General features: G+C 66.8%; 14 protein-coding genes and 2 tRNA genes. 13 read left to right on the top strand and 3 right to left on the bottom strand.

All coding sequences use genetic code 11. The features are described from left to right. Positions 1-22 precede the first annotated feature (22 nt). Positions 23-98 (top strand) — tRNA-Thr (locus tag MHZ91_RS18225). 96 nt (positions 99-194) lie between these two features. Here the strand turns inward: MHZ91_RS18225 and MHZ91_RS18220 are convergent. Continuing rightward, positions 195-1,583 (bottom strand): GntP family permease, encoded by a 1,389-nt coding sequence (locus MHZ91_RS18220; protein WP_239215066.1) that lies wholly within the window; start codon positions 1,581-1,583, stop codon positions 195-197. A 173-nt stretch (positions 1,584-1,756) separates the two neighbouring features. On the opposite strand from MHZ91_RS18220, the gene MHZ91_RS18215 reads away from it, so the two are divergent. The 4 genes from MHZ91_RS18215 to MHZ91_RS18200 all read left to right on the top strand — a co-directional run bounded on the left by MHZ91_RS18215 (position 1,757) and on the right by MHZ91_RS18200 (position 4,729). Continuing rightward, positions 1,757-1,832 (top strand) — tRNA-Asn (locus MHZ91_RS18215). 162 nt (positions 1,833-1,994) lie between these two features. Then, positions 1,995-2,906, top strand: a complete 912-nt coding sequence (gene gcvA, locus MHZ91_RS18210) for a transcriptional regulator GcvA (protein WP_239215065.1) — start codon at positions 1,995-1,997, stop codon at positions 2,904-2,906. 118 nt (positions 2,907-3,024) lie between these two features. Next, the gene (locus tag MHZ91_RS18205) at positions 3,025-3,498 is read left to right on the top strand and encodes a RidA family protein (RefSeq protein ID WP_239215063.1); all 474 of its coding nucleotides are present in this window, start codon (positions 3,025-3,027) and stop codon (positions 3,496-3,498) included. 34 nt (positions 3,499-3,532) lie between these two features. Beyond that, positions 3,533-4,729 (top strand): aminotransferase class V-fold PLP-dependent enzyme, encoded by a 1,197-nt coding sequence (locus tag MHZ91_RS18200; protein ID WP_239215061.1) that lies wholly within the window; start codon positions 3,533-3,535, stop codon positions 4,727-4,729. 56 nt (positions 4,730-4,785) lie between these two features. Here the strand turns inward: MHZ91_RS18200 and MHZ91_RS18195 are convergent, their stop codons facing one another. Beyond that, the gene (locus MHZ91_RS18195; protein ID WP_175185557.1) at positions 4,786-5,694 is read right to left on the bottom strand and encodes a DMT family transporter; all 909 of its coding nucleotides are present in this window, start codon (positions 5,692-5,694) and stop codon (positions 4,786-4,788) included. 171 nt (positions 5,695-5,865) lie between these two features. On the opposite strand from MHZ91_RS18195, the gene MHZ91_RS18190 reads away from it, so the two are divergent. The 8 genes from MHZ91_RS18190 to MHZ91_RS18155 all read left to right on the top strand — a co-directional run bounded on the left by MHZ91_RS18190 (position 5,866) and on the right by MHZ91_RS18155 (position 16,655). Then, positions 5,866-6,756, top strand: a complete 891-nt coding sequence (locus tag MHZ91_RS18190; protein ID WP_218342383.1) for a helix-turn-helix domain-containing protein — start codon at positions 5,866-5,868, stop codon at positions 6,754-6,756. Positions 6,757-6,853: 97 nt separating this feature from the next. After that, positions 6,854-8,299, top strand: a complete 1,446-nt coding sequence (locus tag MHZ91_RS18185; RefSeq protein ID WP_239215059.1) for a DUF2868 domain-containing protein — start codon at positions 6,854-6,856, stop codon at positions 8,297-8,299. Further along, a complete protein-coding gene (locus tag MHZ91_RS18180) occupies positions 8,292-9,680 on the top strand; it encodes a GTPase/DUF3482 domain-containing protein (protein WP_239215057.1) in 1,389 nt (462 codons plus the stop codon). Before MHZ91_RS18185 ends, MHZ91_RS18180 begins: the two co-directional genes overlap by 8 nt. A gap of 355 nt (positions 9,681-10,035) precedes the next feature. Continuing rightward, the gene (locus MHZ91_RS18175) at positions 10,036-11,643 is read left to right on the top strand and encodes an ABC transporter substrate-binding protein (RefSeq protein WP_175123932.1); all 1,608 of its coding nucleotides are present in this window, start codon (positions 10,036-10,038) and stop codon (positions 11,641-11,643) included. A 119-nt stretch (positions 11,644-11,762) separates the two neighbouring features. After that, on the top strand, positions 11,763-12,734 hold the full coding sequence (locus MHZ91_RS18170; RefSeq protein ID WP_056565682.1) for an ABC transporter permease: 972 nt from the start codon (positions 11,763-11,765) through the stop codon (positions 12,732-12,734). A gap of 23 nt (positions 12,735-12,757) precedes the next feature. Beyond that, positions 12,758-13,684 (top strand): ABC transporter permease, encoded by a 927-nt coding sequence (locus MHZ91_RS18165; RefSeq protein ID WP_105236903.1) that lies wholly within the window; start codon positions 12,758-12,760, stop codon positions 13,682-13,684. Between the two features lie 7 nt (positions 13,685-13,691). Beyond that, positions 13,692-15,419 (top strand): ABC transporter ATP-binding protein, encoded by a 1,728-nt coding sequence (locus MHZ91_RS18160; protein ID WP_175137045.1) that lies wholly within the window; start codon positions 13,692-13,694, stop codon positions 15,417-15,419. Between the two features lie 27 nt (positions 15,420-15,446). Next, complete coding sequence (locus MHZ91_RS18155; RefSeq protein ID WP_239215055.1) at positions 15,447-16,655, top strand: amidohydrolase family protein; 1,209 nt, start codon at positions 15,447-15,449, stop codon at positions 16,653-16,655. Positions 16,656-16,658: 3 nt separating this feature from the next. On the opposite strand, the gene MHZ91_RS18150 is transcribed toward MHZ91_RS18155, so the two are convergent. Beyond that, on the bottom strand, positions 16,659-18,110 hold the full coding sequence (locus MHZ91_RS18150; protein ID WP_239215053.1) for a YdgA family protein: 1,452 nt from the start codon (positions 18,108-18,110) through the stop codon (positions 16,659-16,661). Positions 18,111-18,127 lie beyond the last annotated feature (17 nt).

Raw genomic sequence — 18,127 nt, 5'->3', positions numbered from 1 at the left:
TGCGCGTGCCCCGGCACGCATCGCCGGTGTAGCTCAGTTGGTAGAGCAGCTCACTTGTAATGAGAAGGTCGAGGGTTCGATTCCTTTCACCGGCACCAGAGAAATACCCATCAAAAAGGCCGATTCCATGTGGATCGGCCTTTTTGTTTGCGGGGCAGTTCGTGCATGGCGCGCATCCGCCCCCGCTGTCTTTGTCACCCCAGCGCCGGCAACAGGTTAAACAGCAGCACCATCACCAACCCCACCACCGACACGATCGACTGCACGACCGAGATCGTCTTCGTGGCTTCGCCCATCGTCATGCCGAACGATTCCTTCACCATCCAGAAACCGGCGTGATTCGCATAGTTGAAGAACAGCGAGCCGCAGCCAATCGACAGCGCTAACAGCGGGAGATTCAGGTTGGGGTCGGCGCCAGCAAGTGGCGCCAGCAAACCCGCAGCGCCCACGATGCCGACGGTGGCCGAGCCAGTCGACACCGACAGCAGCATGGCGATCAGCCAGCCCAGGATCAGCGGCGGGAACGCGAACTGGTGGGTCAGGTGCACGATGGCGTCGCCGACCTTGGCATTCGTCAGGACCTGTTGGAAGGCGCCCCCGCCGGCGATGATCAGCATGATGCCGGCAATGGGCTTCAAGCTTTGGCCCAGCGCGCCGCGCAGCTTTTCCGGGTCGCCGCCGCGCATGAAGACCAGTGTCACGGCCGCGAACAGCACGCCCAGCAGCATGGCGACGACGGGATTGCCCAGAAAGGCGGCCACGTGGGTCACGCTGGAGTCCTTGGGCAGCAGCATTTCGGCCACGGCATGGACCAGCATCAGCAAGGCCGGCAGCAGTGCCGCCAGCACGCCCAGAACGACGCTGGGCGCATTTTGACCCGCGGGGCTGTCGGTGGAGGCGGTGAACTGTTCAAGCAGCGCCTCGTCCGGCCGCGTGGTCATGCGCGGGGCGATGAAGGCGCCATACAGCGGTCCGCCGAAGATCATGGCCGGCAGGGCCGCGATAAAGCCGTAGATCATGGTCGGGCCGACCGTGGTCTTGAGCGTGGCGATGGCGGTCAGCGGGCCGGGATGCGGCGGCACCATGCCGTGCATGGCGGCCAGGGCCGAAATCACCGGCACGCCTACGTAGACATAGGCCGAACCCTTGAAGCGAGCCTGGCTTTCCAGCTTGCGCGCCACGCTGAAGATCAGCGGCAGCATCACCACCAGACCCACTTCAAAGAACATGGGGATGCCGATGACGAACGCCACCAGCGTCATGGCCCAGGGAATCAGGCGCGGGGAGGTGTGGCGCAGGATTGCATTGGCCAGGCGCTCGGTGGTGCCGGAGTCCGCGAGGATCTTGCCCAGCATCGCGCCCAGCGCGATCACCACGCCCACGGCGCCCAGCGTCTTGCCGGCGCCGTCGGTCAGGCTTTTGACGATGGCGCCCGGGGCCATGCCCGTTGCAAAGCCGACGCCGATCGACACGATCAAGAGCGCCAGGAGCGGATGCATGCGTATCCGCGAGACGATCAGTGCGACCAGGACCAGAACGCTCACCAGAGCGGTGAGCAGCAATTGAATGTCGAACGAAGACATATGAGAACCCAGAAAAATCGAGAGAGGTCGCGAGCCCTCTGCGCGCCATCATACGGGATCGGGTTGACGGCAAGCTTGAAAAAAAGGGCCGGTTTCGGCCGCCGAAACGCGCTTTTTCGGCCCCGCTTTGCATTCTTCCGTTTTTTTGTGCATAATTCGCCCCCTCTACCTGTTCCCCGATAGCTCAGTCGGTAGAGCGACGGACTGTTAATCCGCAGGTCGCTGGTTCGAGCCCAGCTCGGGGAGCCAAGAATTTACAGTACCGCAGTACCCTTAAAAAAGCCCGCAACTTGTTTGCGGGCTTTTTGCATTGGGGCGCGGCGGCTTGCGCGGGATGGCGCACGAGTTGCCAACCCGCGCGCATCGCGTAGCATCACCCGGATCTGCCGCACCTTCCATCCCCGCACAACAATGCGTTCCTCGCGATCCCTGCCGCCTCTGGTCTCCCTGCGCGCCTTCGAGGCCGCCGCGCGGCGGTTGAGCTTTTCGCAGGCCGGAGAAGAGCTCTTCGTCACGCAGAGCGCGATCAGCCATCACATCCAGCGGCTGGAAAAGGAACTGGGCGTGGCGCTCTTTGAGCGGCGCACGCGCGCCGTTGCGCTGACCGACGCGGGCCAGGCCTATTACGCCCACGTGCACGCGGCATTCGAGCTGCTGCGCCAGGGCACCGACGAACTGCGCGCACCAGAGCCCGCGCGCCATACGCTGCGGATCGGCTTGCTGGCGTCGTTCGCCACGCGCTGGCTGGCGACGCGCCTGCCCGCCTTTGCCGCCGCGCATCCCCACATCGATCTGCAGTTGCAGCCCGACATCGCGCTGGCGGATGTGGCGGGCGGCGAGGTTGACGCCGCGATCCGCTATGGTCGCGGTGGCTGGCCCGGCGTGCGCAGCACGTTGTTGATGACGGAACGCCTGTCGGTCGTGTGCGCGCCCGCGCTGGTGGCGGGCAGGAAGCGGCCGAAAACGCCCGCAGACCTGCTGCGCCACCCGCTGCTGGTCTCGCACGCGCGGCAGCAGTTCGAATGGAACGCCTGGGCGCACCGGTACGGGCTGGATCTGGGCGCCGCGCGCACGGTGCGCCTGCACGACTACAACATCGTCGTCGAGGCCGCGCTTGCAGGGCAGGGCTTGGCGATGGGCCGGGAACGGCTGATCGCCGCGCACCTGGCGAGTGGGGCGCTGGTCGAGGCGCTGCCCGGTGCGGTGCTGGAAGATCCGCGCATCGGCTGGTGGTTCGTCACGCCGCGCGGTGCATTCAGCGAACCCGTCCAGGCGTTGCACGATTGGCTGGAGCAGACCGCGGCCCAATCCACCGGCGCCTGACACGTATTAGTTTTACTCATACATACCAAGCAAGAATTGATTGGTCATGCCGCCCCGCGGCCGATAGCATCGGGGAAGCGTCAAGACGCGCTTTCCCATTCTTCATAGGTGATCCGATATGACCCAAAGCATTTCCGCCCGCGTTGCCGAACTTGGCCTGGTCCTGGAAGCGGCCGCCGCGCCGGCCGCCAACTACGTGCCCTTCGTCCAGGAAGGCAACCTGCTCTATATCTCTGGCCAGATCTCGCGCAAGGACGGCAAGGCGGCCTATCTGGGCCAATTGGGCCATCAGGTGTCGGACGCCGACGGCGTCGAGGCGGCGCGGGCCTGCGCACTGGGCATCCTGTCGCAGATTGCCGCCGCCACGGGAGACCGCCTGGATCGCGTGGCGCGCGTCGTCAAGCTGGGCGTGTTCGTTGCCAGCGCGCCGGACTTCAACCGCCAGAGCGCCATCGCCAATGGCGCTTCGGACTTGATGGTCGAGGTGTTCGGCGACGCGGGACGCCATGCCCGCAGCGCCGTCGGCGTCGCCGCGTTGCCGCAAGGCGTGTCGGTGGAAGTCGAGGCCGTGATCGCGCTGACCCCGGCCTGATGCCTGCCGACTGAAAGCCACAACAGGAACCGCCATGACCGCCCCCCTGACCCCGAGCGCCGTCCAGGCGCTGCGCGCCCTCACGCCCGGCGCGCAAAGCACGGTGCACTTCAATCACGCCGGCGCATCGCTGCCGTCAGAAGCCACGCTGCTGGCCATTCATGCGCATCTGAAGCGCGAAGCGGCGCAGGGGCCGATGGAAGCGGGCGTGGCGGCGCGCGATCTCATCGAAGCAGCCCGCACGCTGGCCGCGCAGCTGTTCAATGCGCAGATCGAGGAGATCGCGCTGACAGGCGGCAACTCGCCGGGTTGGGGCGCCGCGTTTGCGGCGCTGCCGGCGTGGCGGCCCGGTGATCGCATTCTGGTCGGCCGCCACGAATGGGGCGGCAACCTGGCCGCCATGCGCCTGATTGCGCAGCGCGCGGGCGCAACGCTGGAAACGATCCCGTCGGACGACAGCGGCTGCGTGGATGCAGAGGCGCTGGAAGCCATGCTGGACGACCGGGTTCGGCTGATCGCGCTGACCTGGTTGCCCGCCAACGGCGGCCTCATCAACCCCGCCGCCGCCATCGGACGCGTGGCGCGCAAGCATGGCATTCCGTACTTTGTGGACGGCGCACAGGCGGTGGGTCAGTTTTCCATCGACGTGCGCGAGGTCGGCTGCGACGTGCTGAGCGGCGCCGGCCGCAAGGCCTTGCGCGGACCGCGCGGCACGGGGCTGCTGTACGTGCGGCGCGACTTCCTGGATCGGCTCACGCCCGCCTTCGTGGACACGCATTCCGCGCCGCTGGGCACTGACGGCGAGCCCATGCTCCGCGCCGACGCCGCACGCCTGGAATCCGCGGAGAACTCGCTGGCGCTGCGCTGCGGCCTTGCCAATGCCCTGCGCGAAGCACTGGATGTGGGCCTGGACACGATCCGGGCGACCATCGACGCCAACGCCCAGGCGCTGCGCGCCGAACTGGCGGCCATTCCCGGCGTGTCGGTGCTGGACCAGGGCCGCGACAAATCCGGGCTGGTCGCCTTCAACCTCGCCGGACACGACGCGGTCGACGTGCAACGCGCGCTGGCCGCGCAGGGCATCACCATCGGCAGCAACGGCGTGCCCTACACCCCGCTGGACATGCAGGCCCGCGGCCTGGACCGGGTCGCACGCGCATCGGTGAGCTATCTGACGAGCGGCAACGAGATCGACCGGCTGCTGGAAGCCCTGCGCAAGCTGGCCTCATAACGGGTGCTGGATCGAGCCGCCCGCGTACGACTGCGCGGCGGCGCCTCCGGCCCGCATTACGCGATCCTGCCCGCCACGCCCGCCCGCTTCGAAAACGGCGACCATTTCGTGAACACGAGCAGGTTGCCCAGCATCACCAGCGCCAGGCCGGCGAACGCGTAGGGCGTCCAGCGGTAGCCTTCGACGACGGTCGATATGCTCAGCGCCACGACCGGAAACAGCACCGTGCAGTAGGCGGCCCGCGCCGGTCCCATGCGGCCGACCAGCGTCAGATAGGCGGTAAAACCCACGACCGACCCCAGCACGGCCAGATAGAGCAACGCGCCCACATAGGCCGGCGAGGAATCGAAGCCGAACGGCAGACCGGCAACCACGCAGCCCGCCAGCAGAATCGCCGCGCCATAAAGCATGCTGTACGCATTGCCCGTCAGCGGCCGGATGCCGGCGCGCTGCTGCAGGGACGACAGCATGTTGCCCGTGGAAAAGCAGAGCGTGCCGAGCAGCGCAAAACCCAGCCCCAGCAGCGTCTCGTGACTGGCCTCCTGGCCCGCCAGTTCCGGCCAGAACAGCAGCACCAGGCCGCAGAATCCCAGCGCGCCGGCCACCATGATGCGCGGCGAGATTCGGGTGCCGAACCAGATCCGCGCGTTAAGGGCGTTCCACAGCGTGGCAGCCGAAAACACGACTGACACCAGGCCGCTCGGAATCCATTGCGTGGCCGAATAGAAGCACAGGAAGTTCAGGCAGAACAGGCACAGGCCCTGACCCACGCACAGCCAGTGGCCGCGCCGGTCCAGCTTCTGCAGCTTGCGCATCGCGAGCAGCGTCACGAACAGCAGCAGCCCCGCCAGCGCGAAACGGTAGAAGATCGACACGGGAATGGCCACCACGCCAAGCTGCAGCTTGATGGCGATCCAGGTGGTGCCCCAGATCAGGACGGTGAGCAGATACAGGAAAAGATTCATGATGCGAGGGGCGCGGTAAAGCAGCCCTGAGAGCCGATTCGGACACCGGCGGCCACCTGGCGCACCGGGCATCCAGTGTGCGCCCCCGAGCCACGCCGCGATTGCCGTTTCTTGCGCTTTTGTCCGGATCGGGCGCGTCACGCGCGCGCGAACGCAGTAGCATTCCTTCCCATGGGCAACACCGCTACGGCCCCGGCCGATTTCTCCGTATTCCGCACGCTGTCGCGCTCGACCGCGACGCTGCAGCGCGCCACGTCGCTGGGCGAGGGCATGGCGATCTCGCAGTGGTCGCGCACCGCCCGCGAAACGCTGGGCTACGAAACGCCCGGCCACCACACGCTGTCGCTATACCTGCACGGCGGCGACCGGTCGTTTCGCGTGGGCCAGGACTCGCTGCATGGCGGTGCGGGCAAATTCTGCGTGCTGCCCGCCGAGCACCATTCCCGCTGGAGCATGAACGACAACGTGCGCTTCCTGCACCTGTACATCGCTCCGCAGCGGCTGGCGCGCGAAGCCGTCATGCGGCTGGACTGCGAACCGCGCACCCTCGAACTGCGCGACCGCACCTACATCCAGGACGACTCGCTGATCGACGTCTGCCGCCGCCTGCTGGGCGCGGACTGGAACGAACCCGCCGACCGGCTGGCCGCCAGCAGCGCGGCCGAGACCGTGCTGCACCATCTGCTGATGCAGGGCGTGGCGCGCAAGACGCCGCAACCCGCGCGCGGCGGCCTGGCGCCGGGCGTGCGCCGCCGCGTGATGGACTACGTGGACGCGCATCTGGCCGATCCGCTGACGCTCGACGAGCTGGCTGGCGTCGCCGCGCTGTCCACGTATCACTTCGCCCGCATGTTCCACGCCTCGTTCGGCGAGCCGCCCCACGGTTGGGTACGGGGCAGGCGTCTGGCCCGCGCCCAACACCTGCTGGCGGCCGGCAAGGGCGACCTCGCCAGCGTTGCCCAGGCCTGCGGCTTTGGCAGTGCCAGCCACCTGGCCCGCGTCTTCCGGGACGCCATCGGCGTCACGCCGGGCCAGTACCGCAGTGCGCACGCCCGGCACTGACACCGCCCATCCGGCATCATGCCGGCCGCAGCGCGCGGTCTACAATGGCGCATCGCCCTAGCGGCTCACCCGGCCACCTCCCGCCTGCTCCGACGCGATGCCGCTTCCGACCTCTCGCGATACTTCCCCCCTCATCGACAGCGCCGGTCAGCGCCCCTTGCGCGCGCACTGGCTGGCCGAACTCATCCGGTTGCGCGAAACGCACTGGGGGCCGCTCGAAGATGCGCAGGCGGTGCGCCAGGTGCGCCAACTCGATGCCGACCTGCCGTCGCGCATCCTGGCCCGCGCCGCGCTGCTGGCGCAACGCGAAAACCTCAATCCCCTCGTCGACGCCTGGCGCCGCAGCGCCACGGCCATGCTGGCCGCCCTGTTTGTGCTGGCGCTGGTTTCCGGCGCCGCGGCTGCCATGGGCGCGCTGGGCGATGGCACGCGGCCCGTCAACGTGCTGTGGGCCGTGGGTGCCCTGTTGGGCCTGCACGCGCTGACCTTCCTGCTGTGGCTGGCAAGCTTTCTGCTGCGGCCCGGGGCCGTAACCGGCTTTGGGCGGCTTTGGTTATGGGCAACGCGCAAGCTGGCGCGCGGACCCGATGGCGCGCTGGTGCCGCAGGCCTTCCTGAATCTGCTGTCACGCGCCGGCGCCTTGCGCGGCCTGTTCGGCAGCATCAGCCATCTGCTGTGGCTGACCGCGCTGTGCGCCGCGCTCGTGACGCTGCTGGCCGTGCTGTCCACCGCCAGCTACCGCTTCATCTGGGCCACCACGTTGCTCGCGCCCGACACCTTCGTCTGGCTGACGCAGGTCATCGGCTGGCTGCCCGCGCATCTGGGCTTTCCCATGCCCGATGCCGAAACGATCCGCGCCAGCGACGGCACGCAGGTCCTGCCGGCCGGCGCGCAGGCGCAATGGTCGCTCTGGCTGATCGGTGTGCTCGTGGTCTACGGCATCGTGCCGCGCCTGATCGCAGGCGCGCTGTGCGTCGCCGCCACGCTGCGCGCGCTGCGTCGCGTACGCATCGATCCCGCGCTGGCAGGTTTCTCGCCCCTGCGCGACCGGCTTGAACCGCCCGCGCTGTCCACCGGCATCGACCGCCCCGTCGATCCGCTGCACGAACCGCGGGTGCGTGCCCCGGCGCTGGACGGCCTGGGCGGGCAGCCCGTGCTGCTGGCGCTGGAGCTGCCCGCGGACCTGACCTGGCCGCCCGCGGATGTGCCCAGCACCATCCGCCAGGCCGGCAACCTGGATACCCGCGAAGAACGCAACCGCGTGCTCGATGCGCTGGCCCAATCGGCGGCCTCGCGTCTTTTGATTGCCTGCGACGCGCGCCAGACGCCCGACCGGGGCACGCTGTCGCTGGTGGCGGACCTGTCGGGCCACGCGGGACAGACGCGCGTCTGGCTGATCACGCCGCGCGCCGGCGACGACACGTCTGCCGAAACCCGCGCCGGCCTCTGGCGCGACCGCCTGCTGGCGCTGGGCCTGCCCGCCGACGCCATCCTGCAGGCGCCCGTCGCACCGCTCACCTGGCTGGAGTCCGGTCATGGCTGACCCGCTCATCAAGATCGCCCTCGTCGGTCACACCAACACCGGCAAGACGTCGCTCTTGCGCACGCTGACCCGCGACACGACGTTTGGTGAAGTGGCCGACCGCCCGGGCACCACGCGTCACGTCGAAGGCGCACGCCTGCGTCTGGACGGGCGGCCCGTGCTGGAATGGTTTGACACGCCCGGCATGGAAGACAGCATCGCCTTGCTGGAATACCTGGAACGGCTGGACCGCCCCGGCGAACGGCTGGACGGCCCGGCGCGCATCCGCCGTTTCCTGGACACGCCCGAAGCGCACGGCCGCTACGAACAGGAGGCGCGCGTCCTGACCAAGATGCTCGATTGCGATGCCGCGTTGTACGTCATCGACGCCCGCGATCCGGTGCTGGGCAAGCATCGCGATGAACTCGCCATCCTGGCCGCGTGCGGCCGGCCCCTGCTGCCGGTCCTCAACTTCGTCAACGCACCCGCGCACCGCGCCGACGAATGGCGCGATGCCATGGCACGACTGGGCCTGCACGCCGTGGTGGAGTTCGATACCGTCGCGCCGCCGCTCGACGGCGAACAGCAGTTGTACGCCAAACTCGGCGTGCTGCTGGATCGCCACGCCGGCGCGCTGGCCCGGCTGTCGGACAGCCTTGCCGCCCAGCGCCGCGAACGCCACGCCGCCGCCTACGAGCTGGTCGCGGACCTGCTCATCGACGTGGCTGCGCTGCACCTGTCGAGTCCAAGCGATGAAGCCGCGCTGGCCGCCGCGTCCAGCCAGCTACGCGATCAGGTGCGCCAGCGCGAACAGACCTGCGTCAACGCGCTGCTCGCGCTGTACAACTTCCGCGCCACCGATTACACCGACGACGCGTTGCCCCTGCAGGGCGAACGCTGGGGCATGGATCTCTTTCATCCGCAGGCGCTCAAGGACATGGGCGTGCAGGTCGGCATGGGCGCGGCCGCAGGCGCCATGGCCGGCGCCGCCGTGGACCTGATGAGCGCGGGCCTGAGCCTGGGCACCGGCATGCTGATCGGCGCGGCCGCGGGCGGCTTGTGGCAAGGCGTCGAAAAGCTGGGCAAGCGGGTCGCGGGCAAGCTGCGCGGCTATCGCGAGATCAGCGTCGACGATGCCGTGCTGCGCCTGCTCGCCTTGCGCCAACGGCAGTTGATCGAGGCGCTGGAGCGCCGTGGCCACGCGGCCCGCGATCCATTGCGCCTGGACCTTCCCGCCGATGATGCATGGCGCAAGGGCCCGTTGCCCGACACGTTGAAGGAAGCGCGCAGCCGCCCCGAATGGTCGGCCCTGGGTAAACACTATGAAGACAGCGACCGCCGCAAGCGCATGCTGCACGAATTGGCGAAAACCCTAGCATCCACGCCGCTCCCGGCCGAATGACCGGCGGCCCGCTTGCCCCGCAGGACGCACCATTCACGGCATCCGGCAAGCGCGTGATAACCCCAACCCAAAGCAATTGACGCTTAAACGAATGCGTCGATAAGATTCGATCTGCATCGGCGCGGGTCCGTCCCCGTCATGCCAATCACAAGGGGTCGGTCTATCGTGAAGTCGAAGTCCTGCGCAGTGATTACCGGCATCGCCAACCACGGCCTGCGCGCAGTTCGCGCCGCGCGCCGCCCGGCCCCCATCCTTCCATCGTCGTAAGCAGCAACGCCATGCCCCGGATCCCCTTGGGGCCGGGGCCCTGTCACTTCTGTCGCGCGATCCGCGCACCACACGGAGCATGAGGGCTATGCGTACTTTTCCCCACTTCAAGCAGGCGGCGCTGGCCGCTGCCGTGGCCGCCTCGCTGGCCTTCAGCGCCGGCGCAGCTGCCAAAACGCTGCACTGGTCGTATCAGGGCGACGCCACGTCGATGGATCCGATGGCCCTGAACGAGACCTTCACGCTGGGTTTCCAGGGCAACATCTACGAAACGCTGGCCGGCTACGACGGCAACCTGAAACTCACGCCGCTGCTCGCGGAAAGCTGGGAGAACCCCGAGCCCACCAAATGGGTCTTCAAGCTGCGCAAGGATGTGAAGTTCCATGACGGTTCGCCGTTCACCGCCGACGATGTGATCTTCTCGTGGAAGCGCAGCCTGACGCCCGGCTCGGACATGAAGGGCTACGGCGCCAAGGCCAGCGACATCAAGAAGGTGGACGACTACACCATCGAAGTCACCACGCCCACGCCCAACCCCATCCTGCCGCGCGAATGGGTGTTCCTGTACATCATGAGCAAGAACTGGGCGGAAAAGAACAAGACCACCGAGGCCACCAACGTCAAGGGCGACAACCAGGGCAACTACGCCAACCTGCACGCCAACGGCACCGGCCCGTTCATGCTGACCGAGCGCCAGCCCGACGTGAAGACGGTGCTCAAGCGCTACGGCGGCTACTGGAACAAGAACATCAAGACCAACATCGACGAAGTCGTCTTCCAGCCGATCACGCAGGAAGCCACGCGCGTGGCCGCGCTGATCTCGGGCGAGATGGACGTCGTGCAGCCCGTGCCGGTGCAGGACTGGAAGCGCCTGGAAGACGCCAAGGGCGTCAAGCCGCTGACCGCGCCCGAAGCCCGCGCCATCTTCATCGGCATGGACCAGGACCGCGACGAGCTGCTGTTCTCAGACGTCAAGGGCAAGAACCCGTTCAAGGATGTGCGCGTGCGCGAGGCCGTCGTGCTGGCCGTGGACACCAAGGCCATCAACGAGAAGATCATGCGCGGCGCGGCCAAGCCGCTGGGCTCGCTGATCGCCACGTCCATCAACGGCTACGACGAATCGTTCGGCGCGCCGTACAAGCCAGATCCTGAACGCGCCAAGAAGCTCCTGGCCGAAGCCGGGTATCCCAAGGGCTTCACCGTGACGATGGACTGCCCGAACGACCGCTACGTCAACGACGAAAAGGTCTGCCAGGCCGTGGCCGGCATGCTGGCGCGCGTGGGCATCAAGATCAACCTGCTGGCGCAGACCAAATCCAAGTACTTCGGCAAGATCCTGCTGCAGGCCGGCAACCAGACCAGCATGTACATGCTGGGATGGACGCCCAGCTCCACCGACGCGCACAACACGCTGCTGAACCTGACCTCGTGCCGCGACGCCAAAACGGCCGCCGGCCAGTTCAACCTGGGCGGCTACTGCAACAAGAAAGTGGACGAACTGACCAACAAGATCGGCGTCGAAACCGATCAGGCCAAGCGCAACGCGATGATCAAGGAAGCCTTCGGCATCGTGCGCAGCGACTTCGGCTACCTGCCGCTGCACCAGCAGCCCATGTCGTGGGGCGTGAAGGAAAACGTCACAGTCACCCAGCGCGCCGACGACGTGCTGGACCTGCGCGACGTCGTGCTGCCGTAAGCGGCGCGTGATGCAACCCCGGGCGGCACGCGCCGCCCGGACGCGCCCGGCCCAGCCCCCATTCCCGCATCGCGCGCGGAACGCGGCCCGGCGCCGTCCGAACCAGAGGGCTTCCTGACATGCTTTCCTTTATTGCGCAGCGGCTGTTTCAGTCGGTGCTCGTGATGTTGACGGTGGCGCTGATCGCGTTCTCCATGTTCCGCTACGTGGGCGATCCGGTCGCCAGCATGGTGGGTCAGGACACGACGCCCGAACAGCGCGCCCAGTTGCGCGAACAGCTCGGCCTGGACGACCCCTTCGTCGTGCAGTACGCCCACTTCGTCATCAACGCGGTGCAGGGCGACTTCGGCATGTCGTACCGGCACCGCCGCCCGGTCAGCGACCTGCTCGAAGAGCGCATGCCGGCCACGCTGGAACTGTCGTTCGTGTCCGCCGTCATGGCGCTGGCGCTCGGTATCCCCATGGGCATCTACACCGCGCTCAAGCGCCACGGTGTGCTGTCCAAGGCGTTCATGGCGATTTCGCTGGCGGGCATCTCGCTGCCCACGTTCCTGATCGGCATCCTGCTCATTCTGTTCTTCGGCGTGCAGCTGCGATGGCTGCCCAGCTTCGGGCGCGGCGATGTGGTTAGCCTGGGATGGTGGACAACGGGCTTTCTTACCAAATCCGGATGGCTGGCGCTCATCATGCCCGCGATCACGCTGGCGCTCTTTCAGATGACGCTCATCATGCGTTTGGTGCGCGCTGAGATGCTGGAAGTGCTGCGTGCCGACTTCATCAAATTTGCTCGGGCGCGTGGGTTGCCTGAACGGCTGATCAATTTCCGCCATGCGCTCAAGAACACGATGGTGCCCGTCATCACCATCACGGGGCTGCAGTTGGGCTCCATCATCGCGTTCGCCATCATCACCGAGACGGTGTTCCAGTGGCCCGGCATGGGGCTCCTGTTCATCCAGGCCATCAGCATGGTGGACATCCCGGTCATGGCCGCGTATCTCGTTCTGATCGCCTTCATGTTCGTGGTGATCAATCTGGTCGTCGACCTCCTGTATTTCGCCGTGGACCCGCGTCTACGCGTGCAGAGCAAATGAGATGCGGTAAAAAAGGAACTCGAATGATTGCTCGCATCGCTCCTTTCTTCACACGCGCCGCCGACAGCGACCTGTGGCACAGCTTCAAACGCTCGCCCGGCGCGATCATCGCCGCGATCGTCACGCTGGTCATCGTGCTCGGCGCGCTGTTCGCGCCGGTCGTCGCGCCGCACAATCCGTTCGATCTCGCGTCCTTGAGCATCATGGACGCCAACACGCCGCCGGCCTGGGAAGAGGGCGGCAGCCCTGACTTCCTGCTCGGCACGGACGACCAGGGCCGCGACATCCTGTCGGCCGTCATGTACGGCTCGCGCGTATCGCTGCTGGTCGGCTTTGCCTCGGTGCTGTTCTCGATGGTGCTGGGCGTGACGCTCGGGCTCATCAGCGGCTACGCGGGCGGGCGTGTCGACAGCTTCATCATGCGCATCGCCGACGTGCAGCTCTCCTTCCCGGCAATCCTGGTCGCGCTGCTGATCGACGGCGTGGCGCGCGGTTTGTTGCCGCGCGACATGCACGACCAGCTTGCGCTCTACGTGCTGATCTTCGCCATCGGCATTTCCGGCTGGGTACAGTACGCGCGCACGGTGCGCGGCTCGACGCTCGTCGAACGCAACAAGGAATACGTGCAGGCGGCCAAGCTGATCGGCATCGGCCCCATCACCATCCTGCGCCGCCACATCTTGCCTAACGTCATGGGGCCGGTGCTGGTCATCGCCACCATTCATCTGGCAATCGCCATCATCACCGAGGCCACGCTGTCGTTCCTGGGCGTGGGCGTGCCGCCCACCGCGCCGTCGCTGGGCACGCTGATCCGCATCGGCAACAGCTATCTGTTCTCGGGCATGTGGTGGATCTCGATCTTCCCCGGCATCGCGCTGGTGGCGCTGGTGCTGTCAGTCAACCTGCTGGGCGACTGGCTGCGCGACGCGCTCAACCCCAAGCTGCGCTGAGGACGCCATGGCCCTGCTGAACATTGATGACATCCGGATCGAATTCCCCAGCCGCCGCGGCACGCTGGTGGCAGTGGACGGCGTTTCCCTGTCGCTGGAAAAAGGCGAGATCCTGGGCGTGGTGGGCGAATCCGGTGCGGGCAAGTCCACCATCGGCAACGCGGTCATTGGCCTGCTTGAAGCGCCGGGACGGCTGGCCGGCGGATCGGTGCTGCTGAACGGCGAACGCATCGACACGCTGACGCCCGCACAGAAACGCAAAGTGCGCGGCCGACGCATCGGCATGATCTTCCAGGATCCGTTGACCTCGCTAGACCCGCTGCAGACCGTCGAAAGCCAGCTGGTGGAAACGATGCAGGTGCATCTGGACCTGACGCACGACGCCGCAAAGAAACGGGCCGTGCAGCTGCTGGCGCAGGTCGGCATCGACCAGCCCGAGCTGCGCGTGCAGCAGTATCCCCACCAGTTCTCCGGCGGCATGCGGCAACGCGTGGTGATCGCGCTGGCGCTGTGCTGCGAGCCTGAAGTCATCATCGCCGACGAACCCACCACCGCGCTCGACGTTTCGATCCAGGCGCAGATCCTGGATCTGCTCAAGAAACTGTGCCGCGAAGAACAGGTCGGCATGATCATCATCACGCACGACATGGGCGTGATCGCGGATGTGACGGACCGCGTGGCGGTGCTGTACCGCGGCAAGCTTGTCGAACAGGGGCCCACGGCCAAGATTCTTGGCGACCCCGACCACGCCTACACGCGCAGCCTGATCTCGGCCGTGCCGCGTCCGGACATCAAGCTCAAGCGCTTTCCGCTGGTGACCTATATCGAATCCGTGCGCACGCCTGCGCAGCCGCTGGACCTGGCCACCCACTGGCTGGGCCAGCGCCGCGACTTCGGCAAGCGAACGGAAGGCCCGCTGGTGCAGGTGCGCGACCTGTCCATGCGCTTTGTGCTCAAGAGCGCCTTCTTCAAGCGCAACCAGCGCACGCTGGACGCGGTCAAGCGCGTGAATCTATCCATCGGCGAAGGCGAGGTCTTCGGTCTGGTCGGCGAATCCGGCTCGGGCAAGTCGACCGTGGCGCGGCTGATATCGGGGCTGTACACGCCCAGCGAGGGCTCGGTCACGTTCGGCGGCACCGATCTCACGGCGCTCAAGGGCGAGAAGGAACTCAATCCATTCCGGCGGCAGATCCAGATGATCTTCCAGGATCCGTTCTCGTCGCTGAACCCGCGCATGCGCGTGCTGGACATCGTGGCCGAGCCCATCCGCTTCCACAAGCTTGCCGCCAGCGAAGCCGAGACGCGCCGCATCGTGGCCGACCTGCTGGACGTGGTGGGCCTCGCGGACCGCGCCGCGGAGCGCTTTCCGCACGAGTTCTCCGGCGGTCAGCGGCAGCGCATCTGCATCGCACGGGCGCTGGCCACGCGGCCGCGTTTTCTGATCTGCGACGAGCCCACGTCGGCGCTGGACGTCTCCATCCAGGCACAGATCCTGAACCTGCTGAAAGACCTGCAGGAAGAGCTTGGCCTGACCATGCTGTTCATCAGCCACGACCTGCCGGTGATCCGGCAGATGTGCGATCGCGTCGGCGTGATGCGCCACGGCGAACTGCTGGAAGTCGCTGAGACCGAAACCCTGTTCGAACACCCGCAGCATCCCTACAGCCAACATCTGCTCGGTTTGATGCCTCGTCTGCAATCCATGTCCCGCGAAGGGCTGGACGTGGTGGGTTGAGACCGCGCGCCAACGGAGTCCACTGACATGAGCGAGTCACGGCAAACCCTCTTCATCGGCGGCAAGGTTTTCGACGGGGAGGGCAAGACACTTCCCAACCACGGCGTGCTGGTGGAGGGCGCACGCGTGGCCCGCGTGGCGCCTGCGGGCGAGTTCTCGGGCTACGCGGGTGCAAGGGTCGACACCACCGGCATGACGCTCATGCCCAGCCTGGCGGATTGCCACGTGCATCTGGTCTACACGGGCGGCGCAGACCCCAATGCGCAATTGAGCAAGCAGGGCCCCGCGCAGATCACGCTGACCGCGCTGGAAAACGCACAGGCCAGCCTGCGCGGCGGCGTGACGGCGCTGCGCGACTGCGGCGGCAAGGATTATCTGGAATTCGGCGTGCGCGACGCCATCGCGCGCGGCGTGTTTCCCGGCCCCACCATCAAGGCCTCGGGCCGCATCATCTGCATGACGGGCGGCCACGGCAACCGAATCGGCCGCGTGGCCGACGGCTGCGAGGAAGTGGTCAAGGCCGTGCGCGAACAGGTTCACGCCGGCTGCGACCTGGTCAAGATCATGGCCACGGGCGGCGTCATGACGCCGGGCGTCAGCCCCATGGATGCGCACTACAGCTTCGACGAAATGAAGGCGGGCGTGCACGAGGCCAAGCGCTTTCGCAAAAGCACGGCCAGTCACGCGCAAGGCACGCAGGGCATCCTGAACGCGGTGCGCGCCGGCATCGATTCGATCGAGCACGGCATCTTCATGGACGACGACTGCCTGCGCGAAATGCTGGAAGCCGAAACGTACCTGGTGCCGACCATCGCCGCCGTGCGCAACATCATTGCCAACGCCGACAACGGCATTCCCGCCTACGCGGTGGAAAAGGCCCGCGCGGTGGAGCAGCGCCATCGCGAGTCGTTCCAGATGTACTACAAGGCGGGCGGGCGCATCGCGCTGGGCACCGACGCGGGCACGCCGTTCAACCTGCACGGCGAGAACGCCATGGAACTGGCCTACATGGTGGAATTCGGCATGACGCCGGTGGACGCGTTGATCGCCGGCACGTCACGCGGCCATGACCTGATGGGCATGACCGAGCACGGCGTGATTGCAGAGGGCAAGGTGGCCGACCTGCTGCTGGTGCAGGGCGACCCCGCCGAAGACATCATGAAGGCCGCCGACAAGCGGTTTCACGTCGCCGTGCTGCGCAACGGCGAACTTGCGGCGGGGGCCTTGCCGTTCTGACCCTCAGGGCGCCGGCGCGGCGCCCGGCGAATTGCGCATGAACATCTGGCCCAGGAACATCTCGACGGGGATGCGCTTGCCGTTGATGTCGACTTGACCATCGCGGTAGTCCGCCTCGAACTGGATCACGCCGTCCTCGATACGGGCCCAGGTCGTTGCGGCGACCAGGCCGCGCAGCCCTGCGGCTTCCCGCTCGGCCGCCGACCGGGCCGCCTCACGCGTGGCGCCCTTCAGTTCCGCCCGCGCCGCGATCACGTCGGCCAGGTTTTCCGGCGACAGCTTCAGCCGCACGCTCAGGTTGCGCACGACTTCCTTGGCGACGGCGATGGGGTCGTGTTTCCAGAATGACGGCGAATCCAGGCCGATATCCAGGCTGAGCGTCGATGTGCCACGCGCCGTATCGACCTGCAGCGTCGACAGCGTGAAGCTGGGACGGGCCAGAAGAAACTTCAACATTTGCGACGCGGCAAGCATCCCCTCGCCCGAAAGGGGATCGGCCTTTTTCGCGTTCAACGGCGTGCTTGTGGTGGCGTCCTGAAACGCCTTGAGCGCCGCCACGTCCATATCCTTGCCGCCCGCCTCCATCCGCAGCTTGGCCACATGCAAGTGGCGCACGCTGATGCTGCCGACATCGAGCGTCATTTTGCCGGCCATGCGCTCAGGTGTCCCTTCCGAACCCAGCGTCAGCGCAATGTCCTTCAGGCCCAGCGGCAGCTTGTCCATATCGGACGCCCATTGCTTGACCGTCAGCGTCGAGCTGCTCGTGGAGGACGCCGCGGTGCCGGACAATTCATGCGACACCGCCAGATCATCCAGGGTCAGCGTGTTGGGATTGCCCCTGATCACTTCGGTCAGCGAGGCCTTGTTGACGGCGAGTGACACCGTGTCGTGCGTGCCGTCGCCGGCATGTTTGACCTGCAGCTGCAAGCCCGAGAAGTCGAACGTGATCGGAGCGTCGGCATACTTCACCGGCGCCAGCGCCAGATCGCCGGAAAAGTCGCGGTCATACGCGATCAAGAAGTTTGCCGTCAGCGGCGCCGACCCACCCGCGGCCGCGAACCAGGCGGCTGCGTCGGGCGTCTCCGTCATATGCAACCGGCCCGCCGCCATCACGGGCGCGACAGCGCCAGACGCAAGCCGAGAGGCAGGAAACGGACCGTGTTCGATCTTGCTCGTGAACGCGAATGTCTTTTCGGCCGGCTTGCGTCCGGACTGCACGTTGACCTTCACCCCGAACCGCGCATCGGACGAAAACACGCCGCGTTCGAACGATTGCAGTTCGAGCGTCACGGGCACGCCCAGCTTTGCACTCAGGCGCTGCGCCTCTGCATTCAACGCCTGCACATCCTGCGCCAGCCGGGCTTCGATCTGCTTGCCGGTGTACCACGCGGTGCCGACCCACGCCGCGGCCACCACCGCCACCACCACGCCAACCGCCACGATCCGCTTGTTCATGATGCCTCTGTCCGTTT

Origin of the sequence: Achromobacter sp. ACRQX, assembly GCF_022346505.1 — a bacterium.
In the GTDB taxonomy this organism is placed as follows: domain Bacteria; phylum Pseudomonadota; class Gammaproteobacteria; order Burkholderiales; family Burkholderiaceae_B; genus Achromobacter; species Achromobacter animicus.
The sequence above is the reverse complement of the archived record's forward strand: the minus strand, read 5'-3'. Positions and strand labels throughout refer to the sequence as shown.

Excerpts from the sequence above, each read along its gene's own strand:
- MHZ91_RS18220 (WP_239215066.1), bottom strand. The coding sequence starts at position 1,583 with ATGTCTTCGTTCGACATTCAATTGCTGCTCACCGCTCTGGTGAGCGTT.
- gcvA (WP_239215065.1), top strand. The coding sequence starts at position 1,995 with ATGCGTTCCTCGCGATCCCTGCCGCCTCTGGTCTCCCTGCGCGCCTTC.
- MHZ91_RS18205 (WP_239215063.1), top strand. The coding sequence starts at position 3,025 with ATGACCCAAAGCATTTCCGCCCGCGTTGCCGAACTTGGCCTGGTCCTG.
- MHZ91_RS18200 (WP_239215061.1), top strand. The coding sequence starts at position 3,533 with ATGACCGCCCCCCTGACCCCGAGCGCCGTCCAGGCGCTGCGCGCCCTC.
- MHZ91_RS18195 (WP_175185557.1), bottom strand. The coding sequence starts at position 5,694 with ATGAATCTTTTCCTGTATCTGCTCACCGTCCTGATCTGGGGCACCACC.
- MHZ91_RS18190 (WP_218342383.1), top strand. The coding sequence starts at position 5,866 with ATGGGCAACACCGCTACGGCCCCGGCCGATTTCTCCGTATTCCGCACG.
- MHZ91_RS18185 (WP_239215059.1), top strand. The coding sequence starts at position 6,854 with ATGCCGCTTCCGACCTCTCGCGATACTTCCCCCCTCATCGACAGCGCC.
- MHZ91_RS18180 (WP_239215057.1), top strand. The coding sequence starts at position 8,292 with ATGGCTGACCCGCTCATCAAGATCGCCCTCGTCGGTCACACCAACACC.
- MHZ91_RS18175 (WP_175123932.1), top strand. The coding sequence starts at position 10,036 with ATGCGTACTTTTCCCCACTTCAAGCAGGCGGCGCTGGCCGCTGCCGTG.
- MHZ91_RS18170 (WP_056565682.1), top strand. The coding sequence starts at position 11,763 with ATGCTTTCCTTTATTGCGCAGCGGCTGTTTCAGTCGGTGCTCGTGATG.
- MHZ91_RS18165 (WP_105236903.1), top strand. The coding sequence starts at position 12,758 with ATGATTGCTCGCATCGCTCCTTTCTTCACACGCGCCGCCGACAGCGAC.
- MHZ91_RS18160 (WP_175137045.1), top strand. The coding sequence starts at position 13,692 with ATGGCCCTGCTGAACATTGATGACATCCGGATCGAATTCCCCAGCCGC.
- MHZ91_RS18155 (WP_239215055.1), top strand. The coding sequence starts at position 15,447 with ATGAGCGAGTCACGGCAAACCCTCTTCATCGGCGGCAAGGTTTTCGAC.
- MHZ91_RS18150 (WP_239215053.1), bottom strand. The coding sequence starts at position 18,110 with ATGAACAAGCGGATCGTGGCGGTTGGCGTGGTGGTGGCGGTGGTGGCC.